The 23334-nt window shown below is 72.4% G+C and carries 26 protein-coding genes and 1 pseudogene; 9 read left to right on the top strand and 18 right to left on the bottom strand.

Annotation, left to right across the window (positions count from 1 at the left end):
* Positions 1 to 93: 93 nt before the first annotated feature.
* The 6 genes from IE317_RS03175 to IE317_RS03150 all read right to left on the bottom strand — a co-directional run bounded on the left by IE317_RS03175 (position 94) and on the right by IE317_RS03150 (position 7294).
* A complete protein-coding gene (locus IE317_RS03175) occupies positions 94 to 2184 on the bottom strand; it encodes an ATP-binding protein (RefSeq protein ID WP_191306504.1) in 2091 nt (696 codons plus the stop codon).
* Between the two features lie 602 nt (positions 2185 to 2786).
* Positions 2787 to 3137: a hypothetical protein gene (locus tag IE317_RS03170; RefSeq protein ID WP_191306503.1), complete on the bottom strand. Its 351-nt coding sequence runs from the start codon at positions 3135 to 3137 to the stop codon at positions 2787 to 2789.
* A gap of 293 nt (positions 3138 to 3430) precedes the next feature.
* A complete protein-coding gene (locus tag IE317_RS03165) occupies positions 3431 to 4282 on the bottom strand; it encodes a MerR family transcriptional regulator (protein ID WP_191306502.1) in 852 nt (283 codons plus the stop codon).
* The gene (locus IE317_RS03160; protein WP_191306501.1) at positions 4276 to 5076 is read right to left on the bottom strand and encodes an alpha/beta fold hydrolase; all 801 of its coding nucleotides are present in this window, start codon (positions 5074 to 5076) and stop codon (positions 4276 to 4278) included. Before IE317_RS03160 ends, IE317_RS03165 begins: the two co-directional genes overlap by 7 nt.
* A gap of 35 nt (positions 5077 to 5111) precedes the next feature.
* Positions 5112 to 6617 (bottom strand): MFS transporter, encoded by a 1506-nt coding sequence (locus IE317_RS03155; protein WP_191306500.1) that lies wholly within the window; start codon positions 6615 to 6617, stop codon positions 5112 to 5114.
* Positions 6614 to 7294 carry an LppX_LprAFG lipoprotein gene (locus tag IE317_RS03150; RefSeq protein ID WP_191306499.1) on the bottom strand — a complete coding sequence of 227 codons (681 nt, stop codon included), beginning with the start codon at positions 7292 to 7294 and terminating at the stop codon, positions 6614 to 6616. The genes IE317_RS03155 and IE317_RS03150 overlap by 4 nt, the downstream gene beginning before the upstream one ends.
* A 188-nt stretch (positions 7295 to 7482) precedes the next feature.
* Between IE317_RS03150 and IE317_RS03145 the strand changes: the two genes are divergently transcribed.
* The 4 genes from IE317_RS03145 to IE317_RS03130 are packed head-to-tail and all read left to right on the top strand — an operon-like array spanning position 7483 to position 9779.
* Positions 7483 to 8196: a transglycosylase SLT domain-containing protein gene (locus IE317_RS03145; RefSeq protein ID WP_191306498.1), complete on the top strand. Its 714-nt coding sequence runs from the start codon at positions 7483 to 7485 to the stop codon at positions 8194 to 8196.
* Position 8197: 1 nt separating this feature from the next.
* Entirely contained in the window at positions 8198 to 9196 is a 999-nt protein-coding gene (locus tag IE317_RS45025) for a CHAP domain-containing protein (RefSeq protein WP_191306497.1), read from the top strand.
* Complete coding sequence (locus IE317_RS03135) at positions 9193 to 9456, top strand: YbaB/EbfC family DNA-binding protein (protein ID WP_191306496.1); 264 nt, start codon at positions 9193 to 9195, stop codon at positions 9454 to 9456. The genes IE317_RS45025 and IE317_RS03135 overlap by 4 nt, the downstream gene beginning before the upstream one ends.
* Positions 9453 to 9779 carry a hypothetical protein gene (locus IE317_RS03130; RefSeq protein ID WP_191306495.1) on the top strand — a complete coding sequence of 109 codons (327 nt, stop codon included), beginning with the start codon at positions 9453 to 9455 and terminating at the stop codon, positions 9777 to 9779. Before IE317_RS03135 ends, IE317_RS03130 begins: the two co-directional genes overlap by 4 nt.
* Before the next feature lie 70 nt (positions 9780 to 9849).
* On the opposite strand, the gene IE317_RS03125 is transcribed toward IE317_RS03130, so the two are convergent.
* Positions 9850 to 10623: an ESX secretion-associated protein EspG gene (locus IE317_RS03125; RefSeq protein WP_191306494.1), complete on the bottom strand. Its 774-nt coding sequence runs from the start codon at positions 10621 to 10623 to the stop codon at positions 9850 to 9852.
* Between the two features lie 48 nt (positions 10624 to 10671).
* Between IE317_RS03125 and IE317_RS03120 the strand changes: the two genes are divergently transcribed.
* On the top strand, positions 10672 to 11457 hold the full coding sequence (locus IE317_RS03120; protein WP_191306493.1) for a helix-turn-helix transcriptional regulator: 786 nt from the start codon (positions 10672 to 10674) through the stop codon (positions 11455 to 11457).
* Here IE317_RS03120 and IE317_RS03115 read toward each other — a convergent pair.
* From IE317_RS03115 to IE317_RS03090, 6 genes are all read right to left on the bottom strand, one after another.
* Complete coding sequence (locus IE317_RS03115; RefSeq protein WP_191306492.1) at positions 11369 to 11962, bottom strand: hypothetical protein; 594 nt, start codon at positions 11960 to 11962, stop codon at positions 11369 to 11371. The genes IE317_RS03120 and IE317_RS03115 overlap by 89 nt on opposite strands.
* Positions 11959 to 12651 (bottom strand): hypothetical protein, encoded by a 693-nt coding sequence (locus IE317_RS03110; RefSeq protein ID WP_191306491.1) that lies wholly within the window; start codon positions 12649 to 12651, stop codon positions 11959 to 11961. Before IE317_RS03110 ends, IE317_RS03115 begins: the two co-directional genes overlap by 4 nt.
* A gap of 128 nt (positions 12652 to 12779) precedes the next feature.
* Complete coding sequence (locus IE317_RS03105) at positions 12780 to 13067, bottom strand: DUF6507 family protein (RefSeq protein WP_191306490.1); 288 nt, start codon at positions 13065 to 13067, stop codon at positions 12780 to 12782.
* Entirely contained in the window at positions 13064 to 14248 is a 1185-nt protein-coding gene (locus IE317_RS03100; RefSeq protein ID WP_191306489.1) for a PPE domain-containing protein, read from the bottom strand. Before IE317_RS03100 ends, IE317_RS03105 begins: the two co-directional genes overlap by 4 nt.
* Positions 14241 to 14666: a hypothetical protein gene (locus IE317_RS03095; RefSeq protein WP_191306488.1), complete on the bottom strand. Its 426-nt coding sequence runs from the start codon at positions 14664 to 14666 to the stop codon at positions 14241 to 14243. Before IE317_RS03095 ends, IE317_RS03100 begins: the two co-directional genes overlap by 8 nt.
* 195 nt (positions 14667 to 14861) lie before the next feature.
* Positions 14862 to 16295, bottom strand: coding sequence for an RICIN domain-containing protein (locus tag IE317_RS03090; protein ID WP_373308957.1), 1434 nt, complete (start codon positions 16293 to 16295; stop codon positions 14862 to 14864).
* Between the two features lie 865 nt (positions 16296 to 17160).
* On the opposite strand from IE317_RS03090, the gene IE317_RS03085 reads away from it, so the two are divergent.
* Positions 17161 to 17520: an STAS domain-containing protein gene (locus tag IE317_RS03085; RefSeq protein ID WP_191306487.1), complete on the top strand. Its 360-nt coding sequence runs from the start codon at positions 17161 to 17163 to the stop codon at positions 17518 to 17520.
* A gap of 88 nt (positions 17521 to 17608) precedes the next feature.
* Positions 17609 to 18033: pseudogene (locus IE317_RS03080) on the top strand (Asp23/Gls24 family envelope stress response protein).
* Between the two features lie 9 nt (positions 18034 to 18042).
* Here IE317_RS03080 and IE317_RS03075 read toward each other — a convergent pair.
* From IE317_RS03075 to IE317_RS03065, 3 genes are all read right to left on the bottom strand, one after another.
* On the bottom strand, positions 18043 to 18393 hold the full coding sequence (locus IE317_RS03075) for an anti-sigma factor antagonist (protein WP_191306486.1): 351 nt from the start codon (positions 18391 to 18393) through the stop codon (positions 18043 to 18045).
* 77 nt (positions 18394 to 18470) lie between these two features.
* Positions 18471 to 19211, bottom strand: a complete 741-nt coding sequence (locus tag IE317_RS03070; RefSeq protein WP_229902440.1) for a GAF and ANTAR domain-containing protein — start codon at positions 19209 to 19211, stop codon at positions 18471 to 18473.
* 153 nt (positions 19212 to 19364) lie between these two features.
* Positions 19365 to 19898 (bottom strand): STAS domain-containing protein, encoded by a 534-nt coding sequence (locus IE317_RS03065; protein ID WP_229902439.1) that lies wholly within the window; start codon positions 19896 to 19898, stop codon positions 19365 to 19367.
* Here IE317_RS03065 and IE317_RS44260 point away from each other — a divergent pair.
* Both IE317_RS44260 and IE317_RS03060 read left to right on the top strand, forming a co-directional pair.
* Positions 19797 to 20084, top strand: coding sequence for an SDR family oxidoreductase (locus tag IE317_RS44260; protein WP_229902472.1), 288 nt, complete (start codon positions 19797 to 19799; stop codon positions 20082 to 20084). The genes IE317_RS03065 and IE317_RS44260 overlap by 102 nt on opposite strands.
* A gap of 10 nt (positions 20085 to 20094) precedes the next feature.
* A complete protein-coding gene (locus IE317_RS03060) occupies positions 20095 to 21081 on the top strand; it encodes an alpha/beta hydrolase family protein (RefSeq protein WP_229902438.1) in 987 nt (328 codons plus the stop codon).
* A 29-nt stretch (positions 21082 to 21110) separates the two neighbouring features.
* Here IE317_RS03060 and IE317_RS03055 read toward each other — a convergent pair whose 3' ends face one another.
* A complete protein-coding gene (locus IE317_RS03055; protein ID WP_191306483.1) occupies positions 21111 to 22010 on the bottom strand; it encodes a hydroxymethylglutaryl-CoA lyase in 900 nt (299 codons plus the stop codon).
* 2 nt (positions 22011 to 22012) lie between these two features.
* Complete coding sequence (locus IE317_RS03050) at positions 22013 to 23221, bottom strand: CaiB/BaiF CoA transferase family protein (protein ID WP_191306482.1); 1209 nt, start codon at positions 23219 to 23221, stop codon at positions 22013 to 22015.
* Between the last annotated feature and the right edge of the window lie 113 nt (positions 23222 to 23334).

Here is a 23334-nt window from a genome sequence, read left to right as displayed (position 1 = left end):
GTTGGTTGTGTCTCAACAGGTCAAAGCCGTCGCGCAGGTGCTCTGTTTCTTCGCGCGTTTCCCGGCCCTGCGGTGGAGCGGGGCCAGTCCACTTCAGATCAGCCGCGCGAGCTGCGCCCGAAGGGCAGGCCCCTCCGCGTGGCCGAGCCGCTCGAGGATCAGTAAGGCCTGACCCAGCGCTGCTTGCTCTGCTTCGTCGTTGCCGGTGGCACGGTGTACAGCGGCGACGTGGCGCAGTGTGGTCGCCTGTGTGTAGAAGTTGCGATGCTGTTCCCGGATGTGCAGGGCTTCGAGGTAGGAGGCCAATGCCTGTTCCGGGTCACCGGCACCCAGGTAGGCGCTGCCCAGACAGCCCAGCGTATGGGCCAGGCCATCCGGGTCTGCGTCGAGGTTGCGGAACAGGGTGAGGGCCTGCTTGCTGTAGTCCAGGGCCTCGGCGTGGCGTCCGGCTTCGATCAGGCACCAGCCGATGTTGTTCAGTGCTTTGGCTTCCCAGACTTCGGCGCCGCTCGCGCGGGCGAGCGTCAGTGCACGTGTGGTGCGGTCAAGCGCGCGCGAGGTGTCGCCGGCGCAAACGTCGAGGTAGCCGAGCGCGTAGTTCGTGTGTGCCTGACCGGTGATGTCGTCTCCGAAGAGCTCGAGCGCGCGGCCGAGGTGGTCCCGGGCTTCGTCGAGTTCGTTCCGACGGCAGAGCGCGCGAGCGAGCAGACGGTGGGCGTAGGCCTGGCTGTTGGCGTCGGCGACCTGGTGCGCCGCGGCGAGTCCGGCGCGCTGAGTGCTGACGAAATCGCGCCAATGCCCGTGTCGGTCGAGATGGGTGACGAGCGAGCGAGCCAGCCGCCAGGTGTGGCTGCTGGACGACACCGGATCCTCCACCAGGGTGACGAGAACGGCGTGCTCGGCGGCGAACCATGCCGCGGCTTGCCCGGCATCGGCGAAGGTTTCGGGGCGTGTCCCGGCCTGCGGCGGCTCGAGTGTGAAGGGTTCCCAGGGCGATCCCAGGTGACCATCGGCGGCGACGCAGGTGTGCAGGTAGTGGTCCAGCATGCGGAGGATGGCCGCGTTCCGGCTCGCCGGCGGGTGGTCGTCGGCGCGGTCCCGCGCGTACAGCCGGGTCAGGTCGTGGAAGCCGTACCGGTCACCGGGACGCTCTTCGAGGAGGTGGACGTGGGCCAGCTCGTCGAGCAGCCGATCCGCCTTGCCCGCCGCGATCGAGGTTGCGACGGCCTCGCTGAAGTCGGGGCCGGGATGCAGGCTCAGCAGCCGGAACAGTGTCGCGGCGGCAGGGCTCAGCGCTTGATAGGACCACGAAAAGACGGTGCTGATGTTCACGTCGGTCTCGCCGGAGTCCATGGTGTCGAGGCGGGCTTCGCGTAGTCGCCGGGCGAGCACGTGCAGCGGCAGGTCCGGCCGGTCGGCGAGCCGGGCGCCCAGGATGGTCAGCGCGAGGGGCATTCGTGCACACAATTCGACCAGCTCTGCCGCTGCGCCGGGTTCCGTGGCCACACGATCGGTTCCGGCGAGGGCGCCCAATAATGCCGCGCACTCGTGGGTCTGCAAGTTGTCCATCCTGATCGAGCGTGCGCCGGCTTGCACCACGAGGCCGGTCAACCGCTGTCTGCTGGTGACGATGACGTAGCAGGCCCCGCTGCCGGGAAGAAGGTGCCGGACTTGGTCGCTGTCTCGGGCGTTGTCGAGAACGATCAGCATGCGGCGTCCGGCCAGCATGCTGCGGTACAGAGCGGCCTGAGCCTCCAGGTCGAGAAAGGGTGTGTCGTGCGGCGCGCCCAAGGCGTGCAGAAAGCCCCACAGCGCCTCGCCGGGCTGCATCGCCGCGGCGGGTGCGAAGCCGCGTAGGTTGACGTAGAGCTGACCGTCGGGGAACCGGTCGGCGTTCTGCCGGGCCCAGTGGATCGCCAGGGCCGACTTGCCGATCCCCGCCATGCCCTCGACCGTCGAAATCGCCACTGGGCCCGGACTCGCCTCGGCCTGCTCGAGATGGGTGCTCAGGGCGGCCAGTTGCCGCTCCCGACCGGTGAAATGCCGCGCTGTGCCGGGCAGTTGCCGTGGCGTGCATCGGGGCGACGCCGTGTGCAGGTGGACGTCGCCGTGGATTTCCGCGGTTTGCAGGACGTGGCCGGTGGTGGTACCCGTGACGACGTTGTGCGGCTCCTCTCGGCTCACAGCCGACAACGGTAGCTCAAAAGAGCGTCGCGGGGCTGCTCGGCTCTGTGTCTTCTGTTTTCGAATTCCGCATGAAAATCACCGGCAAGGTGTACGAAGATTCACTGCGTCGCCGGCGTGGGCAGCCATGGAGACGTTCTCCGACACCAGCGAAAGCCGGCGTGGTAAGAATCGTCGATGTTCTCTTCGATCGGTGCCACGCGCACGCCGGAGAACGGTTCGGCTGGCCCGGTGGGGCAGGAACACGTGGCGGTGCTGGAACACGCCCTCGGCCAAGCTCTGCCGCCCGGTACTGCGGGCCTTGCTGCTGCGGCAGAACGGCGGCAGGCTCGGCGAGTGGCAGGTGCACCCGGTCCTGGATTCCTCCGACCGCCGGGACGCTGAAGCGCACCGCCGAGGACATCGCTCACCTGACCGGCCTCGCCCGGCGCCTGCCAGCCTTCCCGCGGCCGGCTGTCCGACCAGGTGTTCCGATGGATCGCACGGCCGGAACCCCGTCCCTTTGCGGCGTCCGTCGACGACGTTGGCAAGACGAGTCGCCACGCCGACGCAGCCGTCCGATGTCCGAGCGCCGGTGCCGGCGTGGACGGGATCGTCGCCCACTATTCGGCGAAGACCGCGGAGTGCGTCGTGGAACGGTCGGACACGGTCCATCCGGTGCTCGGCACGGATGTCGCCCGGGTGAACTCTCGGGTGAGGAACTGTGTTTCGCCGAGGGTACGTTCGGGGTGGACCTGTCCGGCATCGCGCCCGATGGGGTGCCGGTCGCCACCGACGGGTTCGGCAACCACTGGGTCGTCGATGTTCGCGACGGCCGGCCCGCCGAGGTCCTGTTCATCGCGCACGACCCGCCGGTGGTCGTGCTCCAGGCTCGTAGCGTTGGCGACTTTCTCGTCCAGTGGTTCGAAACCGGTCTCGATCCCGACGGGGATTCGCCCCTCGACGCCGTTCACGAGGCCGCGAACCAAGTCTGGCGCCGTCCACCGGACCAGTGGGACGCACGGGAAGCGACTCCGGCACGGGGATCCCGTGGGCGGGCCCGCACGCGGCCGTCCGGCGGGGAACAGCTTGACGGGCAGTCGATCGAGCGGATCAGTCAGCGGGGCGCTGAAGGTCGGCACCGCGGTGGCCGCGGTCAATAAGCCCGACGACCCGGCATGTGCGCGCGATCGCGGTAGCGTTTCCACCGTATGCCGGGTATTGGATGCTCGCCCATCGCGCCCTGGCCGGGCCTCGGCGCCCTTCGCTACCCGGACCGCGGTTGCCCTGCCAACCGGCGCCCTGCTCCCGCGGCCGCCTGATGCCCGATGTCGGCCCCGCCTGCGCCGCCTTCCGCCGGCGCCGGGTCCACTCGTTCGAGCTTCGTCCAGCCGGTCCAGCCGCGCGTTCTCAGCAGCTCGACCAGCCGGCGGGCCGGTGGGGCGGTGTCGAAGGCCAGGGTGTCCATCAGATCGGCGAACGGTGGCTCGACATCGGTGTCGCCGGCGCTGTCCTCGGCCAGGTGCGAGATGTAGCCGGCCAGCTTGTCGGCCAGCCCGGTCAGCTCCGGATCGCCGTCCGCTCGGTCGAGAGCCTGCCCCAGGGTGAGGTAGAAGTCGATGAGCGGCGGGTCGGCGATCTGCGCCCGCTTGCGCGCCGCCCACTCCGGGACCCGCTCGGGTGAGTGCGCCGCGAGCAGGATCCAGCCGTCCCGCTCGACCTGGACGATCCGCTCGTCGACGCCGAGCCCCCGCAGCCGGTCGAGGATGCCGGTCACCTCCGGGGGCAGCGCCAGACCGTCCCCGGAGGCGAGGCGGCGGATCCGCTCGCGATGCCGCTGCCGCTGCCGGATCTCCGCACGCAGCCGCCGATCGATGTCGGCGACCGCCGCGGCGAACTCCTCGTCGTCGGCCTGCAGCAGGTCCCGCACCCGCGACAGCGGGACCCCGGCCTCGGCGAGGGTCCGGATCCGGATCAGCTCGACCACGGCGCCGGCGTCGTACCGGCGGTACCCGGAGCGGTCGCGTCCGGGTTCCGGCAGCAGCCCCTTGGCGTGGTAGTGCCGCACCGCGCGCACCGTGACCCCCGCGTACGACGCCAGCTCGCCGATGGTCAGCATCGGTCCAGTGTCCACGGCCTCTGGACGTCGTGGATCAGCCGGGCGACTTCCGGAGCGTGGGTGACGACGAGCCGGTGGTCGGCCTCGAGCCACGACGTGGCGACGTGCGGCCGTTCGCGGACGAGCCGCTCGACACCGGCCCGCCAGTTCCGGTTGCGCCACTGCGTCCGCGCGTCACCGCCGTTCCCCGCCATCGAGGTCGACATGATCAGGTGAACGGGGCGGTCGATCTCCCGGTACCGGTCGAGAATGCTCGAGCGCACCGCCTCGATCTCGAGGTTGAGGTCGAGGAAGTCCTGCGGGGTCAGCAGCACCTGGTGCGCGGTGCCCTCGGCCCGCGCGAACTCGTGCCGCAGACTTTCCGCCATCGCACGGAACTCCGGCAGGTCGGCTTCGGTGAGGAACGGTTCGGGGATCGGGTTGGCGCCGTCGACGAGGACGAGCCCGGCCACGGCGTCCGGATGCCCGGCGGCGTGGTGCACGGCCAGGTCCGCCCCCAGGGAATGGCCGACGAGCAGGGGTGCGCGGGGTGCCACCTCCGCCAGGACGGCGTCGAGATCGCCGAGGAACGCCTCGAAGGTGTACCGGTCGGCGGGGGAGGAGAGCCCGTGGCCCCGGAGGTCGAAGGTCACCACGTCGAAGTCGCGGCGCAGCAGCTCGGTCAGCTCGTGCAGGTCGGCTTGCGTGGTGAGGAGCCCGGGGCACAGGACCAGCGGCCGTCCCCGGCCGCCGCGGGAGGCCGAGATCGTGACGCCGTCGTGGCGGACTTCGAACCGGCCGGCTTTCGTAGTCATGGCAGCCATGCTGCGGGGTTGACCGTGCGTCAGGGTCAACTCCGCCGCGGCGCACGCCCGCCGATGGACAGGGCGACCGCCGCGCCCGCCAGGCAAACCACGGACGTGATCAGGAAGATCGCGCGGTACTCCGTCAGCAGCGCCTCGCGGACTGCGCCGAGGTAGCCGGCGAGGGCGCGGTCGTAGGCCGGCTGGGACGGGAACAGGATCCGGAGCGGCGGGTTCAGCGACGCGGTCAGCGTGTGGAAGTAGTGCAGGCCGAAGGCGGACACGGCCGCGACGCCCACCAGCATGCCGGTCATCCGCGCGACCACGACCGCGGCCGACGCGACGCCGTGCTGGGCGCGCGGCACGGCACGCAGCGCGACGGCCGACAGCGGGGCGATGACCAGGCCGAGCCCCAGCCCGGCGAGCGCCAGGTCGACGTCGAGACGCGGCAGGCCCAGGACGGACCTGGCCGCGAGAACATCGGCGGGCCAGCGGGACATCAGCAGGTAGCCGCCGGCCGCGATCAGCATCCCGGCGCCGGCGATCCAGCGCTCGCCGATCCGCGTGGCGAGCAGGCCGCCGAGCAGCGCGCCGACCGGCAGCGCGACCAGGAACCTCAGGAGGAGCTCGACACTGCCGCCGTCGTCGCGGCCGAGCAGCGTCTGCGCGAACAGGTCGACGTCGACCAGGGTGATCATCAACGCCGCCCCCGCGGCGACGCTCGTCCCGAGCGCGGTGAGGAACGGCCGCAGTGCCACGTTCGCCGTGTCGACGAGCCGGACTTCGGCGCGCGCCTCCCACCAGAGGAACGCGACCAGGCCGACCCCGGCGCCGATCAGGAACGGAATCCCCCATGGCGGCAGCACCTGCTCGCGCGGGTTCGGGTTGTCCAAGCCGATGACCAGCAGCGCGAGCGTGAGGGCCAGCAGCAGGACACCGACGAGGTCCACGCGCGGCCGCTCGGCCGGTTTCCCGCCCCGGACGGAAACCTGCACCGCGATCGCGGCCAGCACGGTCAGCGGGACGTTCACCCAGAACACGCCGCGCCAGCCGGTCGCGGCGGCCAGCCCGATGCCGTAGAGCGGGCCGAGCACGCTGCCGAGCTCCTGCGCGGCGCCGACGGCCCCCAGCACGGCGGAGCGGCGGTTCCCCGGCCACAGGTCCGCGGCCAGCGCGAGGGTCACCGGAAGCAGCGCGCCCCCGGCGGTCCCCTGGAGCACCCGGCCCGCGACGAGGAGCGGCACCGTGCCGGCCAGCGCGGTGACCACCGACCCGGCGAGGAACCCGCCGAGGCAGGCCTGCAGGAGCAGCTTGCGCCCGAACCGGTCGGAGTACTGGCCGAGCAGCGGCATGGCGGCCACGTAGCCGAGCAGGTAGCCGGTGATGACCGGCGTGACGATCTCCAGCCGGTTCACCGGAACGCTCAGGTCGTCGATGATCTGCCGCAGCAGACCGACCACGACGTAGGTGTCCAGCGCGCCGAGCAGCACGGCGAGACCACCGGCGCCGACGGCGAGCGCGCGGCCGCCGCGCGAGGTGACCGGCCCGGTCACGCCGGCGCGGTCACGGTGACCGGCTTGTCCACATCGGACAGCGTGACGTCCACACTCGCGTTGCCGGCGAACCCGAGCGAAGCCTTGACCGGCAGGTGACCGCCGTCCTGACGCAGCCAGAAGGTGGCGTTCGCGTCGGAGGACACCCCCGGCACCAGGGCGGCCATCGCGTCCTTCGGCACCGTCCCGGTGACGCGGTAGGTGGGCGTGCCGCCGACGTCTTCCGTCCCGTCCGTCTTCGGGCCCTGGACCGAGGCCAGCACCTTCGGGATGCCGCGCTGCGGGTCGAGGATCGCGGACGGGTCGTAGATCGAGGAGCTCAGCGCCGCGGGGATCCGCTGGAACCCGCCGGTGGGCCCCTTGAGGTAGAGCGAGCCGTCCACCAGGACGAACTGGGCGTCGACGACCTGGCCCATCAGCTCCAGCGTGCCGGTGCCCTTCGCGCCGCCGCCGTTGGCCTTGGTCAGGTCGCCGTCGACGCTGTGCACGCTCAGGCCCGGCACGGTGCCGTTGACCTTCAGCGCGAAGTGCGTGCTGGTGACGCCGCCCGTCGCCGCCGCGCTGTCCTTGAGCAGGGCGCCGGCGTCGGGCAGCGACGCGTCACCGCCCGAGGAGCAGCCGGTGACGATCGCCGCGCCCAGTGCCACCACCGCGAGCAGGCCACGCCGCAGAATCATGCGCCCACCCTAGATCAGGGCCACACCTCGGCACGGACCGCCTCGCGCCGAGCCGATCACTCAGCGGCACGAGCGGGTGGCCGCCCTCGCTCCATCGCCCTGAGGCTGCCGAGCCGCGTGTGCACCCGGCTTGTCCCTGCGTGCAGCACACCTACCGCAACCATCACCCGGACGGACAAAGTCGCCCCATGACGAAGCTGAGCGCCGAGCAGATCGCCCGGCACGCCTACGACGCCGGGTTCCGTGGCCAGGGCCTGACCACCGCCGTCGCGGTCGCGCTGGCCGAGTCCGGCGGGCGGACGACCGCGCACAACGCCACGCCACCGGACGATTCCTACGGTCTCTGGCAGATCAACATGCTGGGCGCGCTCGGCCCGGAACGCCGCCGCCAGTACCACCTGAAGTCCGACGACCAGCTCTTCGACCCGGACACCAACGCGCGGGTCGCGAACCGCATCTCGGGCGACGGCCACGACTTCACGCCCTGGTCGACGTACACGAACGGCGCGTACAAGCACCACCTGACGGCCGCGCGCAAGGCCGCCCAAGACGTCACCAAGCGCCACGGCGAGCCCCCTGCGCGAGGGGGTGGCGAGCCGCTGCGGGTGGACGACGCGGTGCTGCACTCCTATGTGCGCCGGACCCGGCACGTCGCCGACGCGCTGCACACCGCGACCGGGCAGCTGCGCGACGTCCGCGAGATCGCCCGCGACAGCTTCGGGAAGATCGGCGAGGAATCGGGCTTCGCCGACGCGCTGGCCGGGTTCGGGCTGGCCCTGCAGCGGCAGGTCAAGGCCGTCGGCGCGCACGCCGACGGGCTCGCGTCGGCAGCCGGGAAAGCCGCGAAGTCCTATCGCGACCACGAGACGGCCACCGTCGCCGCGCTGAACGGGAAGGGCTGAGATGGACACCGCCGCGCTCGCGCGCTCCTTCGCGAAGGACCTCGTCGCGCACCGCAACAAGCTCGCGGGGAAGGCCGAAGACGCCGTCCGCGCCGAATACGCCCTGCACCAGGTGGCCGGGACGCTGGACGCCCAGCACGACGCCTACCACAAGGAAAGCCGCACCGTCCTGGACCACTGGCACGGCCGCGGCGCCGACGGCTTCCGCCACAACAGCGCGAAGCTCACGAAGGAGCTCCGGATCACCGGCGAGGCCGGCGCGGCGGCGGAGAAGGTCGTCGCGCACGTGGCGTCCACAGTGGACAGCGGGCACACCGCCGTGCAGCGGCTGGTCGACGAGTACACCGCCCAGGCCAAGCAGGTTCTCGACGCGGGTGCCGCGGCCGGGACGCAGGCGGCGCTGATGCGGGCCGTCGGGCACGCCGCCGACCTGGTGCCGCGGTACACCCGGCAGTCCGCGTCGACCCTGCGGCACGTCGACGCGGAACTCAAGGCGGCGGCGAAGAAGCTGCAGGAGCTGCGGAAGGACCTGGCCCACGACGAGGTGATGGACAAGACGGCGCCCGCGAAGGTGGTTTCGGGGCGGGGCCAGGAGATCGTCCACGCGGCGCGGAAAGAACTGGGCACCCGCGAGAACCCTCCGGGCAGCAACCGGAACCCGTACGGGCCGACCGCTGCGTGGTGCTCCTCGTTCGCGACGGCGATGTGGCGCAAGGCGGGCGTGCGGATCCCGGTCCTGCCCTTCAGCGGCGACGTCTACCACTGGGGCGAACGCAACGGGCACGCCTACGGCAAGCACGCGCTGCACGAAGCGAAGCCGGGCGACGTGCTGATCTTCGGCACCGGCCCGCAGAACACCGCGACGAGCACGCACATCGGCATCGTCGAGAAGGTCGACGGGAACCGGGTCACGATGATCGAGGGCAACTCCGGGGATGCCGTCCGCCGGAACACGCACACGCTCTCGGCGTCGACGTTCTACGGAGGGGTTCACCCGTGATCACCGGAAAAGCCGCCGACCGGACGGTCGCCGTCGAGGTCGCTCCCGGCGGGGCGCTGCAGGATCTGACCCTGGAAGCCGCGGCGCTGCGGCTGGAACCGGACGAGCTGGCCCGCCGGATCCTGCTGCTGACGGCGGCCGCTTCGGCGCGCGCCACGGCTTCCTTGTGGCACACCCAGGACGGCGTCGAGGCACTCGGCCTGCCGGAGCCCGGGGAAGCCGCGGAAGAGACCACACCGGACAGCTGGCGGGCCCAGTGAGCGGCGACGTCGACCCGCAGCCGGGCTACGGAACCCGGCTGGCGGCGATCCGCGCGGCCGCGGCGGCCGACGGCGTCGCGGTGGAGGTCGACCTGCACGGCGCCCTGGTGGACCTGCGGTTCGACCGGTGGGCCTTGCATCGCTCGCCGGGAGAGCTGGCCGGGCTGATCCGGCGGCTGGCCGCGCAGGCGGGGGCGGATGCCCTGCGCCAGGGCCGCGAAGTGCTCGGGGACCTGCTGCCGGACGAGCCGGGGCCGGCCGGCCCCGGCCGGCCACCGGAACGCGACGAGGACTCCCTCGTCCCGGCCACCTGGGCGACCTGACACCGGGCTCGTGAGTGGCAAGGCGGGTTCTGACCCGTCTTACCACTCACGACGAGCCGCGGGAGACTGCTCAGCGGACGTCGTCGACCATGCGCGCCAGCCGGTCGGCCAGCCAGGCGCCGTCGGCGGGGGTCACCGTCACCCACGGCTCACCGCCCACGTCTTCCGAGGTCACCGCGTACCGGCCGGCCGCCGTGTCGAACCACGCGAGCACCGGGCTCCGGCCCGCCGGGCCGGTCGCCGCCAGCTGGCCGGCCGCGTACCGCTCGGCCGTGACCAGCGTCGCCAGCGGACGGACCGCGCGGCCGGTGATCCCGGCCGTGCCCAGCGCCCGCTCGAACGCGTCGTACCCGCTGCGCGCGTACGCGTCCATCGCCGCCGAATACGCCGCACGCGGCAGCCGCAGCTGGTCACCCGGACCCGGCTCGGCCTCGCCCACCATGCGGGCCACCGCGGGGACCAGGCCGTCCGGGCGGACCGGCTCCAGCACCAGGTCGCGGTCGTCCAGCACGGCGAGCACACCGGCGCCGTTCCGCGCCGCCGCGAGCAGCCGCCACGGCGCTTCACCCAGCACCAGCGCGTCGACGCTCACCGTCGGCGAACCCAGCAGCACGACCAGGTCGGCCAGGTCCGGGTCGACGTCGTCCCCGTCCGTGAAGCCCGCCTCGGCGAGACCGGCGAACACCCGCACGCCGAGGTCGTCGCGTTCGGCGTGCGTCGCACCGTGCGACGGCACGTCGAACGGGTACGGCGGCGGCCCACCCGGTCCCAGGTCCTCCCAGAGGAGATCGAATTCCAGATGCGACAGGATCACTCCCGCCGCCGTCGCGGTGCGCCGCGCCATGGTCCCCCTTCCCGTGCCGGGCGGCCGCCGTGGGGCACGATGGTGCCGATGGCCGAGCCGCAGTCGATGGACGTGCCCGCGAGCGGGTACCTCGTGGTCCGCGCGTCCGGGGCGGCGGCCGCGCGCGCCGCGATCCTCGGCGGCCGCGGCGACCCCGAGAACGTCCAGCTGCTGCTGCGCTGTCCCGTCCCCCGCGCGGTCGCCGAGTCCGGCGCGAAGCTGACGTTCGCCGACACGACCCTGCACCTGCAGCCGTCCGGCGTCGTGATGCTGACCGTGGCGTCGGCGAAGCTGTCGATCTCCTTCGCCGAGCTGCGGCCGCTGATGTTCCGGCCGGTCGAGGTCGACGCACCGCTGCGCAGCCTCTTTGCGGGCGCGGTCGCGCACGTCGTGGCGGCCGGTCCGCGGCTCGACCCGCACGGGCTCGCGCACCACCTGCTGGGCCTGGCCGAACTGGTGCTGCGGAGTGCGCTGCGCGGCGAGCTCGACCGGGTCGACGCGCTCGCGGCCCGGCGGCGGGAAGCCCTCGAATACATGCGCGCCCACCTCGGCGAGCAGTCGCTCAGCGCGGACAAGATCGCCGAAGCGCTGTACATCTCGCGTCGGCGGCTGTACCAGCTGTTCGACGACGGCCAAGGCGTGTCGGAACGGCTCAAGGGCCTGCGGGTCGAACGCGCGAAGGCGTTGCTGGCCGATCCGGCGAAGGCGGGGCGAGGGATCGCGGAAATCGCGCGGGACTGCGGGTTCACCAGCGCCCCGCACTTCTCGCGGACGTTCCGCCGGGCGACCGGCCGGACCCCGCGCGAGTTCCGGGAGCGGGCGCTGCGGGGGTGAGGTCGACGCCGGCGACGAGCGTCCCGGCCAGGCCGGCGACCTCCAGCCAGCCGCGGCCACCGGGGGAGTGCAGCGTGAACACGGCCGCGCGCGGCCGGTCCGGGTCGAGCACGACGGCCTGCAGCTGCGCACCGGACAGGCCGATCCGCTCGACGATGACGACCGGGTATCCGCGGCTGGTGTGCGCGGTGCTGACGTCGCGGATCCCGGGGGTGGTGTCCGCGATGTGGTACCCGAGGTCCGCGGCCTCGCCGGGGTTTGCGACCGGGACGACCCCGGCGATGAGCAGGGCGGGATCGGCGTCGCGGTGTTCGACGAGGGCCAGCAGCCCCGCCCGCTGCTCGTGGGCGATCTCCGCGCACTGGACGGCGGCGGCCTCCAGGCCGAGGTCACGGGCGGCGTCGGGGCCGCGCAGCCGGGCCATCAGCGTCTGCAGCTCGGCGGTGGTGCGCTCGACGGAGTCCAGGTTCACCGGGGTGATCCCCGGAACGGCGGGCAGTTTCACCGGCCACCCAGTGCCGCGGCGAACGCGCTGACCGCGCCCGGCGGCGGCGTGACGGGCTCGACGGGAGTCTTGGCGACGGTCACGCCGAGCTCATGCCCGACGGCCGAGAAGGTCTCCAGGTGCGCGGCCACGCCGGGGAAGCCGGGTGGGGCCGGCGAGGGTGCACCGTCGCCGAGGGCGCTGAGCCGCTCGGCGACGCGGGCCGCTTCGGTGTGGTGGGCGCGTTCCAGGTCGCGGGCTTCGGCGAGGACGCGGTCGAGGTCGTCCTGGCGGGCCGCGAGCCGGGCGCGGGCGGCGGTGAGGTTCGGCCGGGTGGCGGGGGAGAACTGGGCCTCGGTTTCGGCCTGCTCGACGTCGTCGTGCGCGGCGGTGACGGCGCGGCGGGCCGCGATGGCGCGGCGGTCGAGGTCCTCGGCCCGGCGGTGGTGCGCGAGGAGAGTGCCGGCCCAGCCTTCGAGGACTCCGGCGGCGGCGCGGAGGGCTTCGCGGGTGGCCGGCAGACCGGCGGCGGCTCGTTCGGCGCGGGTCGTGAGGGCTTGGGCGGACCGGCCGGCCCACTCGGGAATCGGGCCGGGGGAAGGGATTTCCTCGAGCCGGGCCGCGGTGGCGGTGCAGCGGCGGGCGGCTTCGGCCACCGCGTCGGGGCGGCCGGGGACGGGGTCGAAGCCGAGGCCGCGGAACTCAGCCATGGGCGTGGCCCGGTCGTCTGCGGGTGCGGGCGGGATTCGGCTCGCCGGGGGCGCGGCGGTCGGGCTCGGGCGTGGCGAGGGCACGCTCCGGCTCGAGGGGGCCGAGGCGGTACGGCCCGCGATCCCGGTCAGCCACCGGCCCGGCCCAGCTCGTCGGCCGCGGCGGCATCCGTGGTCCGGTAGGCCTTCGCGGCCGTCCGGACACCGGCCGCCGCACTCGCGAAGTCCGTCTCCACCGCCCGTATCCTGCCGGACAGCTCGCCGGCCAGCGCGGTGAGCGCCGCCGAGACCGGCCCCGGCCCGAGGTCGTCCGGTGCCTCCAGGGAGTCCGCGGCCGAGCGGTACTCGTCCGCGGTGTCCTCCAGGCGAGCCGCCAACGCGTCAAGCGCCGCCGGGTCGGCGTGGAAGCCGGTCATTCGCCGAACACCGGGGGATACGCCGGTGGCAGGTCGTCGAGCAGGTCGTACCCCTTCGCGTACTTGTCGCGGTGCTCGGTGTCCTCCTCGCGCCGCGGGCCCTGGCCCGGTGGGTACATGCCGTACCCACCCGCCGTGCCGCGGCCGCTCGTCCCGCCCGGTCCGAAGCCCGGCTTCCCGGCGCCGAATCGGCCCGCTCCGGCTCGGCCGCCTTCGCCGAGCGTCCCCGAGCCCGGTGTTCCGGCCACGGGGACGCCGGTGAAGCCGGGACCGTAGCCGGCCGCAGCCGGTGACCCCGGCCCGGCGGCGCCGATGACCCCGTCGAGCGCGCCCGGGACCCCGACGCCGGTGAACGTGGACGGCAGCGCGGACGCGGTCGACGTCGAGTCGTCCCGTCCGGCGTTCGGCTGCTCGTGCGATTCCTCGTGCGATTCCTCGTTCGCCGGCGGGGCCGGATCGCGGGGGACCGGAGGCGCGGGTGGCTTCGGCACCACCGGCGGGCGCGGCTCGGCGGCGGAGCCGGAGGTCACCGGCGGCGCCGTGTCGAACTCCGGGGGCAGGCGGTGGCGGACGTCGTGGCTCGCGCTCTCGTACTGTTCCATCACCCGGACGGCCGCGGCCTTGGCGTCGTCGGCTTCCTTCTTCGTCGGCAGCTTGTCGTCGAGCAGCTGGTCCAGCATGTACGTACCCTCGGGGCCGTCGAGCCGCTTCACCGCGTACCCCTGCCGGAACCACCGCTCGGCCCAGTAGTGCACCGGCTCGGGCATCCGCTGCCGGGCTTCGGCGACCACCGACGTGTAGGTGTCGAGGCCGGCGCCCACGCGCTGGGCGTTCTCGCCCACCGTCCGCGCCCAGCCGGTCAGCCGGTCCACCGATTCCGCGGCCTGGTCCGCCGACGGCCCTTGCCACGACTCCCGCAGCTTCCGGACCAGCGCCGACACCTCTTCGGTCGCGGAGCCGACGCCGGCGGCCACCTCCTGCCACCAGGCCGCGTGCTGGCCGAGTTTCGCCGGGACGGCCGACTGCACCATGTCCCACAGTTCCCGGTGCTCGTAGCTGTCCCAGTTGATCCGGCCGAACGTGGCTTCGCGGTTGTTGACGGTCTTTTCCCGCCTGACCCGCCGGGCCTTCGCCCGCTGCCGGGCGGTCGGGGCGTGGTGCGTGGAGTGGAACTCAGGCATCGGCGTCCCCCGTCGGCAGGGCCGCGGCGGCCTCTTCGTCGTTGCCCTGGTGCAGGGTCACGACGGTGTCGAGCGTCTGCCGCAGCGTCGCGAGCTCGGCCAGGTACGACTGCAGGGCGGCCTGGACCCCGCCGGCCTCGGCGCCGCCGCGCACCGCGAACGAGCGCCGCATCCAGTGGGCGACCGGTCCCTTGCCGTCGGCCAGGCCGGTGTCGAGGGCGCGGGCCGTTTCGAGGTGCCGGCTCAGCTCGTCGTAGCGCTCGTCGATGGCCTTCTTGATCCCCTCGACTCCGTCGTAGTGGAGTTCGATGCCGCCGGAGGGCACCGGCCCTTCGACGACCAGCTCGTCCGTCTCGTGCTGCCGCTGTTCCGCGCGCAGCTGCCGGCGCGCGTCGGCCTTGTCGCGCACAGTCGCCATGAGAAGTCCTCCCTCGCCACCCAGGCGTCCATCCTGGCCAATGCCCGCCGCGTTGAGAAGGGCGACTCACCCGGGTGCACGGGTGGACACGAAAACTGCACGGTCGGATACCAGCCGCGGGCGGCGACGGCGATGTGACATTGAGTGATGAGTGATGTCCGGTCGACACCGCTCGCTGACGCAGGACGGGGTCGTCTAACGCAGCCGCCACAGGTGGTCCGCGGTGCCGTTGTCGGCGAACTGGACCACTTGGGCGCTGTCGGCGGTGGACATCCGATCGACGCCGAGGACCTTGCCGGAGTTGCGGTTCACGATCCGGAACCAGCCGTTGCCGTCGTCGCGCAGGCGCCACTCGTGGTCCGGGGTGCCGTTGTCGGTGAACTGGACGACGATCGCGCTGTCCGCCGTGGACATCAGGTCCACGCCCAGCACCTTGCCCGAATGCGCGTTGCGGATCAGGAACCAGCCGGCCGCCGTCCGTTCGAAGCTCCAAAGGTGGTCGTCGGTGCCGTTGTCGGCGAACTGGACCACCCGCGCGCTGTCGTCGGCAGACATCCGGTCGACGCCGAGGACTTTGCCGGAGTTGCGGTTCTCGATCCGCACCCGGCCGTCCGGGACGAGCAGCCACAGGTGGTCAGCGGTGCCGGTATCACCGGACTGCACGACCTGCGCGCTGTCCTCTGTGGACATTCCTTCGACGCCGAGGACCTTGCCGGAGTTGCGGTTCTTCAGGCGCCACCAGCCGTCGCCGTTGTCGATCAACTGCCACAGGTGGTCCGCGGTGCCGTTGTCGCTGAACTGGACCACTTGGGCGCTGTCGGCGGTGGACATCCGGTCCACCCCGAGGACTTTGCCCGAGTGGTGGTTGCGGATGCGGTACCAGCCGTCGCCGTTCGCCACGAGGTGCCAGAGGTGGTCGTCGGTGCCGTTGTCGCCGAACTGGACCACGCGGGCGCTGTCGGCGGTGGACATCCGGTCCACGCCGAGGACCTTGCCCGAGTTGCGGTTGACGATCCGGAAGGCCGCCCCGCCGCCGCCCGGCGACCACGGGTGCCCATCGGGGGAGACGGTCGGGAACGACGTGATGCGCAGCCGCGCGGCGCCCATCGGGATGAGCGTGATGGTTTCGACCGGGGCCTCGCTGCGGGCCGGGGACGCTTGCAGCGGCGTGACGACGTTCTGGTCGTCCGCGGTCCATTCGGCGATCTTCCGTGCGGTGGCGGTGATCTCGACCGGCGCGGTGCCGGGCGTGAAGGGGTTGGCGGGCAGCGGCGGCTCGCCGCTCACCCTCGGCGACGGCCGTGTCCAGGGCCCCGGCATCGGCGGCCTCGGCAGCGCTGGACACACGCCGCGCAGCTCGTGAGCCATCTCGCTCAGCACGGCCCGGCCCCACTCGCTGTCCGCCGCGTGCGTCAACGCGTTCGTGCCGCCCCGCGCCCGGACGAACCGCAGTACCGCGGCATCGTTGTCGCGCAGCAACCGCAGCGTCTCGCGCGCCACTTCGTCCCGGTCGCTGCTCGGCAGGTCGCGGTAATCGGCCAGCACACCGCTGTGCGGTTCAGTGACCAGTCTCTCGGCGAAGGTCCGAGCCGTCGACTCGGCGCGCGCACTCCACAAGAACCGTTGCACGACCGGTCCGCCTGCACACCGCTGTACGGCCAGCACGGCCGCCCTGTTTCCCGCTGCGCGCTGCACGGCCAGCAGCGGATGCGGGCTGAGCGCCGTCCGGTCCGCACCCGCTGCACGGTCCGCCCCGGCTTTGTCGCGACCGGCTTTCTCGTGCACATTCCCCAGTGAAACAGCCGAAGAGGTGCGCTGACAGGCCCATGCGGGCCGGGCCGCCTGTCCGCATGGGCAGAAATGGGAAAATCATTGCAAATTTTATCGATAGTCGGACGCCTGCTGTCTGGCGGCACAAAGACGGCAACCGTTAGATGCTCTTTGATCAATGGCTCTGCAGCGGACAAATCGGTGAACAGCGCCGGTACGCGGTGAACCCGGCGAGCCTCCTGTGGCCGGTGGCAACCGGTCCCGCGCTCCGGATTGCAGGCAGTCGCGGGCTATCGATGGGGCGCGGTACGCCTCGGCAGCCCTTACCGGACGGATTTCGTTCGGACGCTCGGACAACCCTGCGCACTGAGTATCCAGTCGTCGACGAAACCACACGATCGGCTACACCTTCACGAATGATTACGGTTGTGGAAGGGACGTTGAGTACGTTTGTCGCCGACAATGAGACTTGAACGGCCACAGCGGGCAAGGAGGTCGGCGCGAGGACGCTGCAACGTCTGCTCGTCGGTTGTACGGTCGGTGTGCAGGCGGTTCAGTCCGGTAGCCGTCGTGCCGCTTCGCCGGCCCGGCGGTCCGAATGTCGTGAGGCTGCGCTGGTGCAGCGGCAGTGCGGGCTCACCGTTGGCTTGAGGAGGCCATGCTCATGTCGCCGTCCGTGCCCCGGCCGCGGGACCCGCGAAGCCGGCCACCGACATCGTTCGCGATGACCCGCGTGGGCGAGGCGAGCGTGGTCGTCGCGGCCGGCGAGATCGACCTGATGGTCACCGCCCGGCTCGCCGCGCTGCTCGCCGAAGAACTGCGTCGGCAACCACCGGCGCTGATCTGCGACATGTCGGCGGTCGAGTTCTGCGCCGCCCGTGCCCTGACGATCCTGATCGACACCACCGCGGACGCGGCCGTGAAGCGGGTGCCGTTCGCCGTGGCCGGCCGCTCACACGCTCTGCTCCGGCCGATCGCCGCGCTCGACTTGGCGCAGGTTCTGCCCGTGCACCGCAGCGTCGCCGAAGCTGTGAGCTGGCTGGCGCTCTCTGCCGAGCGGAATCAGGCCGGACGCCCGCGGTAACCCCCAGCGCCGGCCGGCGGTCACACCGTTCTTGCTGGTGTCGTGGAACAGCGCGTAGTGGCGTGCTTCACACAATCGGGTCGTGACGATCTTCCGGACCGGCTTTCTGTCCTGTGTGGAGGAAACAACGTGCGAAGGAGACACCATGACGACGGCCGCTGCCACCAAGGCTCCCGCGCAGGCCGGTTCGGCCCAGCCCGCCACGAAGACCGTGCACACCCTCGGCGGGGGCGCCGCGCGGGCGTTCTCGGCCATCCGCGAGCGCATCCCGGGCGCGACCGCTTCGGCGGGTCAGGGCGTGTCGGTGGAGGTGGGGGACGCCGTCGACCTGCAGGTGGTCGTCGAGTACGGCGTGTCCATCGCCGACCTCGCCCGGCCGTGCGCCGCAACGTCGTCACCGCGGTCGAGCAGATGACCGGCCTGGAGGTGGTCGAGGTGAACATCCACGTCGGCGACCTGCACCTGCCCTCCGACGACGACGGGGAAGGCACCGACACCGGCCGGGTGCAGTGACCTGTCCGGTCACGCCGGAGTGGGCGGATCCAAGGAGAGCACGGTGTCCAGCCCGAGCCGGGTCAGTTTCTGGCGAGCGACCGCGGAGGCCACGACGCGCAGTTGACGACCTTCGTCGAGGCACTGCTGAGCGACGGCGACCAGGGGGACGACGGCTTCGGTGGTCAGGTGCGTGACAGCCGAGAGGTCCGCCACGATGGCTGTGCCGCGCGGAGACGCGGCAGCCGGCGCGAGGAGCTGCGCGGCGGCCTCGGCGTCGTCGAGTTCGGCCGGCGCACGGACGGTGATCGCGTCGGCGATGTCGGCCGGTGTCCCGAACCGCGGGACCCCGTTCTCGTAGGGGTCGGTCATCGTGCTCATCGCCGGTCCCGTCCGGGCAAAAGCCCCTCTGCTTCGTCTCGTGTTCCAGCGAGCCCAGGATAGCGGTGGAACCCCGGTCAGCCGGAGGCGGCGAGTACCTGGGTGATGAACTGTTCGGCGAGCTCGCGCAGCTTGAGGTTCTGGTTCTGCGATTGCTTGACCAGCAGCTCGAAGGCGTCGTCGGCGGGGACGCGGTGCAGGGCCATCAGGATGCCTTTGGCCTGGTCGATGACCGCCCGCGAGGTCAGCGCGGTGCGCAGCTGTTCGACGGTTTCCTGGGCCGTCCGGTAGCGGCGGGCGCTACGCAGGCCGGCTTCGGCGGCGGTGGTGTACAGCTCCAGCAGCGCAGCGTCGAGGGCGCCGAATCCTCCGCCGCTGCTGCTGTAGAGGTTGAGCGAGCCCTGGTACTCGCGGTCGATGAACAGCGGCGCCGAGAGGTAGCTGGCGACGGCGTCCTCGCCCGCCGCCGCGGCGAATGCGGGCCAGCGGTGCGCGGCTTCGGCCACGTCGACGCGCTGCAGTTCACCCGTGCGGGCGGCTTCGAGGCACGGCCCTTGTCCGGCGGCGTACTGGGCTTGGTCGATCCGGAACGCACTCTCGCCGGTGGCGGTCGCCGTGTAAGGCGTGCCGTCACGCAGGAGGGTGACGCTGGCCATCTCGGTGTCCGGCACGGCCGAGACCACCTGCCGGGACACCCGCTGCAACAGCACGGCGAGGTCTTCTTCCTGCTCGAGCGCGCTCGTCAGCCGCTCCAGAGCGCCGGTGACCTCGTCGATCCGCTGCACCGCCTCGTGCTCATCGAACCGGTTCTGCCTCACACCATCGCTCGCTTTCCCGCGGATCATCCCGTCGTTGCGCTCAGCGTAACGACGAGCTGTGGGAGTGGCGGCCTCCGGCGCCGCAGCGCCTGGAGTTCGACCTCGCCCGTGTGGCGTTCTGCCCCACCATCGAAGACCGAGCCGCCGAGCCGGCTATTCGGACGCGCTGACCTGCACGGCCGGCGCGCTGTTTCCTGTCGCGGCCAGGCCGGCGAGTTCGAGGATGCGCAGTGGCGCCGAGCCGGCGCGGGCGAGCACGGTCAGCGAGGTGCCCCGGCGTCGTGTCAGCGCGGCCGCGTCCAGCAGCAGGGCGATGCCGCAGCTGCTGAGGTAGGTCACGTCGGCGAGGTCGATGACGATGTCGGTGGCGAGGCGGGGGAACAGGTACGCCGCGACGGCGGTGGCCAGCGAGCCGATCGCGCTGACCAGCCCGACGGTGGCGGTGCCGGTGACGCCGATGCCGTCGAGCACATAGGACAGTTCGACGATCAGGACGTAGAACACGAGACCGCCGGCCAGGGTGACGCCGACCGGCGCCAGGAAGGTGCGCCACGGCAGCGGCGGCAGCTTCTCGCGGGTGCGCGTCTGCGGCGGCTGCCAGATGACCCGCGCTGGGCGCTGCGCGGCTTCACCAGGGCGGCCTGCCTCGAACTGGGCGGCCGCGGCATCCGCGTCAACGCCGTGCACCCCGGTTACCTCGACACTCCGATGACCGCGTCCGCACCCCCGGCCTTCCGTGCGGCGAACGTCGCCGAAACCCCGCTCGGGCGGACCGGCACCGCGGCCGAGGTCGCCGCCCTCGTGGCGTTCCTGCACGGCGGGATGACCGCGCACGGCGGTGTGAAGTCGATCAGCGAAGCAGCACGAACCTGAAAGGAAGCCCGTGTTCGAGTACTTCCCCGGCAACTACGTCTGGAACCTCGGCGTCGTCGCCACCCTCAACAGCGGCGGCCTCATCGACGAGGTCGACCGCGCCTGCCGGCCCATCCGCGAAGCCGCCGCGCAGGGTGAGGACGCGGGCACCCCCGAGTTCCTGCGGGCGTGGACGGCGCTGACCGACCAGCTCGTCGACCAGGCCGAAGAAGCCGAAAAGGCCGGCCACACCCGCACCGCCGGGCAGCTCTACGCCCGCGCGACCAACTACCTGTGCCAGGCCGAACGCCTGCAGAGCGCGTCCGCACCCGGCCGGCTCGACACCTACCGCCGCGTCCTGGAGCTGCAGCAGAAAGCCTTCGATCCCACAGTGACCCGCGTGGCGGTTCCCTTCGAAGGGACGACGCTGCCCGCGTACTTCAGCTCGGCGGGAGCCGGGGCGCCGGTGATGATCATGTGGAACGGCCTGGACTCGACGAAGGAGCACATGTACTCGTCCGGGCACTGGGCCGAGCTCGCCGCCCGCGGCATCTCCTGCCTCATGGTCGACTGCCCCGGCTCGGGCGAGGCGCTGCGCCTGCAGGGGCTGACCGCGCGCGTCGAGACGGAAGGCTGGGCGGCGGCGTGCGTGGACTACCTGGAAACCCGCGACGACGTCGACCCCACCCGGATCGGGCTCGTCGGCTGGTCCCTGGGCGGTTACTACGCCCCGCGCGCGGCCGCGTTCGAGAAGCGCCTCGCCCTCGTGGTGGCGTGGGGCGCCAACCACGACTGGGGTGCGGTGCAACGCCGCCGTCTGGAGCGCGAGGGCGAACGTCCGGTGCCGCACTACTGGGAGCACGTGCTGTGGGTCTGGGGTCACGACGACCTCGAGACGTTCCCCGCCTTCGCCACCTGCGCCTGTTCACCGCGGAGGAAGGCGCCACCGAGCACATCGGCCTCGACCACCTGTCCCACACCAGCACCTACATCGCGGACTGGGTCGCCGACGCGCTGAAGCGATAGCTGATCGGACGCCGGCCGGGATCACCGCAGCGCCGCCGGGACCGCGGGAATCGCGGCCAGCGCGGAGCCGAGCCGGTGGCCGACCGCGAGGCCGATCCGGTCGCGCAGTTCGGCCAGTTTCCCGACGTCGACGCCGGTCGCGATGCCTTCGCGGTGGAAGAAGTCGACCAGGTCGTCCGTGGCGACGTTGCCGGACGCGCCCGGCGCGAAGGGGCAGCCGCCCAGGCCGCCCAGTGCCGCGTCGAACCGGCGGATGCCGAGCGCGAGGCCCTCCCAGGCGTTGGCCGCCGCGCGGCCGTAGGTGTTGTGCAGGTGCAGGCCGAGCTGGACGTCCGGCACCGCGTCGCGGACCGCCGACACGACCGTGCGCAGCTGGCCCGGGCTGGCCGCGCCGATGGTGTCCGCGAGGTGGATCACGCGCGCGCCCAGCCGGCCGAGCCGCGCGGCGGTGCCGGCGGTGCGGTCCGGGGCCGTGTCGCCGTCGAACGGGCACACGAACGCCGTCGCCACCGAAGCCTCGACGGCGACCCCGGCCGCCGTCAGCAGGGAGGCGCACCTCGCCAGCCGGTCGAGTGCCGCGGCCGTCGGGACGCCGGCGTTGGCGACGGAGTGCCCGTCGCTCGCCGACACCACCAACCGGACCGAGCGCGCGCCCGCGTCGATCGCCTGCCGGGCCCCGCGTTCGGTGAACACGAGGGTGTGCAGCGTCGCCGGGACGTCCGGCAGCGCCCGGAGCACTTCGCCGGTGTCGGCCATCTGCGGCACCCGGCGCGCGGAGACGAACGAGCCGACCTCGAGGGAGCGCAGGCCGGCGTCGATCAGGCCGCGGGCGAGCCGGATTTTCTCGTGCGAGGGCACGGTGACGGGTTCGTCCTGCAGGCCGTCACGCAGCACGACCTCGGTGAGGAGGACTTCGGTCATGGTCAGATCACGCCTTTCTCGCGCAGGCGGGCGAGTGCCTCGCCGGTGATGCCGAGCTCGGCGAGCACGGCATCGGTGTGTTCGCCCAGGTCTGGGCCCAGGTGGCGGGTCCGGCCGGGCCGCTCGGTCAGCGCCGGCACGATGCCGGGAAAGGTGACTTCGCCGTCGTGACCGGGCACGCGGTGCCGTTCGTGCATGCCGCGGGCCGTGAAGTGCGGATCCTCGGCGATGCCGGCCGCGGTCAGGATCGGTCCACAAGGGACGGACGCGTCCCGCAGCGCCGCCTCGGCGGCGTCCTGGGGGAGCGTCGCCGTCCACGCGCCGATGACGTCGTCGAGCAGCCCGGCGTGTGCGACGCGGCCGGCGTTGTCGGCGAAGCGGGGATCGTCGGCCAGGTCGGCGCGGCCGACGGCCTGCATGAGCCGCCGGAAGATGGCGTCGCCGTTGCCGCTGACCACGATGTACTTGCCGTCGGCGCAGCGGTACGTGTTGGACGGTGCCACCCCGGGCAGCGCGGAGCCCGCCGGTTCCCGCACGACGCCGAACGCGTCGAAGTCCGGGAGCAGCGACTCCATCAGTGAGTAGACGGCTTCGTACAGCGCCACGTCGACCACCTCACCCGGGACCGCGCCCGGCTCGCGGTCGCGCCGGAGCAGGCCCATCAGCGCGCCGATCACCGCGTAGAGCCCGGCGACGGAGTCGGCGAGGCTGACGCCGACCCGCGTGGGCGGCCGGTCCGGGTAGCCCGTGAGCGCGCGGAGGCCGCCGATCGCCTCGGCGACGCCGCCGAAGCCGGGCCGGTCGCGGTAGGGGCCGGTCTGGCCGTAGCCGGAGACCCGGACGACGACCAGCCGCGGGTTGAGCGCGCGCAGCTCGTCCGGGCCGAGGCCCCAGCGCTCCAGGGTGCCGGGCCGGAAGTTCTCGAGCAGCACGTCGCTGCGGGCCGCCAGCGTGCGGACGATTTCCTGGCCTTCGCGGCGGCGCAGGTCCACGGTCACCGAGCGCTTGTTGCGGCCGAGCGTGCGGAACAGCAGCGAGGTGTCGCCGTCGTGCAGCCGCCAGCGCCGGAGCTCGTCTCCGGTGCCGGGGCGCTCGACCTTGACGACGTCGGCGCCGAAGTCGGCCAGCAGCCGGCCGGCGGTCGGCGCGGCGATGAAGTTCCCCAGTTCGACCACCCGGATGCCCGCCAAGGGTCCGGTTTGCTCTTCCATACCCGGCTCCAAACCACTATGTGAGTTGCAAACTCAGAATACGGTTGAGTGTCGCGGAGTCAACAGCGGCGAGCGTGGATAGACTGTGCGGCACACCACGGGCACGGGGCGGG

Source organism: Amycolatopsis bullii (genome assembly GCF_014654205.1).
Classification (GTDB): Bacteria; Actinomycetota; Actinomycetes; order Mycobacteriales; family Pseudonocardiaceae; genus Amycolatopsis; species Amycolatopsis plumensis.
The sequence above is the reverse complement of the archived record's forward strand: the minus strand, read 5'-3'. Positions and strand labels throughout refer to the sequence as shown.

What these genes read in the sequence shown, in the direction of transcription:
- IE317_RS03120 (WP_191306493.1), top strand. Translation starts at nt 10,672, where the DNA reads ATGGCCGAGCCGCAGTCGATGGACGTGCCCGCGAGCGGGTACCTCGTG.
- IE317_RS03075 (WP_191306486.1), bottom strand. Translation starts at nt 18,393, where the DNA reads ATGAGCACGATGACCGACCCCTACGAGAACGGGGTCCCGCGGTTCGGG.
- IE317_RS03125 (WP_191306494.1), bottom strand. Translation starts at nt 10,623, where the DNA reads ATGGCGCGGCGCACCGCGACGGCGGCGGGAGTGATCCTGTCGCATCTG.
- IE317_RS03105 (WP_191306490.1), bottom strand. Translation starts at nt 13,067, where the DNA reads ATGACCGGCTTCCACGCCGACCCGGCGGCGCTTGACGCGTTGGCGGCT.
- IE317_RS03055 (WP_191306483.1), bottom strand. Translation starts at nt 22,010, where the DNA reads ATGACCGAAGTCCTCCTCACCGAGGTCGTGCTGCGTGACGGCCTGCAG.
- IE317_RS03150 (WP_191306499.1), bottom strand. Translation starts at nt 7,294, where the DNA reads ATGATTCTGCGGCGTGGCCTGCTCGCGGTGGTGGCACTGGGCGCGGCG.
- IE317_RS03050 (WP_191306482.1), bottom strand. Translation starts at nt 23,221, where the DNA reads ATGGAAGAGCAAACCGGACCCTTGGCGGGCATCCGGGTGGTCGAACTG.
- IE317_RS03165 (WP_191306502.1), bottom strand. Translation starts at nt 4,282, where the DNA reads ATGCTGACCATCGGCGAGCTGGCGTCGTACGCGGGGGTCACGGTGCGC.
- IE317_RS03110 (WP_191306491.1), bottom strand. Translation starts at nt 12,651, where the DNA reads ATGGCTGAGTTCCGCGGCCTCGGCTTCGACCCCGTCCCCGGCCGCCCC.
- IE317_RS03160 (WP_191306501.1), bottom strand. Translation starts at nt 5,076, where the DNA reads ATGACTACGAAAGCCGGCCGGTTCGAAGTCCGCCACGACGGCGTCACG.
- IE317_RS03145 (WP_191306498.1), top strand. Translation starts at nt 7,483, where the DNA reads ATGACGAAGCTGAGCGCCGAGCAGATCGCCCGGCACGCCTACGACGCC.
- IE317_RS45025 (WP_191306497.1), top strand. Translation starts at nt 8,198, where the DNA reads ATGGACACCGCCGCGCTCGCGCGCTCCTTCGCGAAGGACCTCGTCGCG.
- IE317_RS03085 (WP_191306487.1), top strand. Translation starts at nt 17,161, where the DNA reads ATGACCCGCGTGGGCGAGGCGAGCGTGGTCGTCGCGGCCGGCGAGATC.
- IE317_RS03100 (WP_191306489.1), bottom strand. Translation starts at nt 14,248, where the DNA reads ATGCCTGAGTTCCACTCCACGCACCACGCCCCGACCGCCCGGCAGCGG.
- IE317_RS03095 (WP_191306488.1), bottom strand. Translation starts at nt 14,666, where the DNA reads ATGGCGACTGTGCGCGACAAGGCCGACGCGCGCCGGCAGCTGCGCGCG.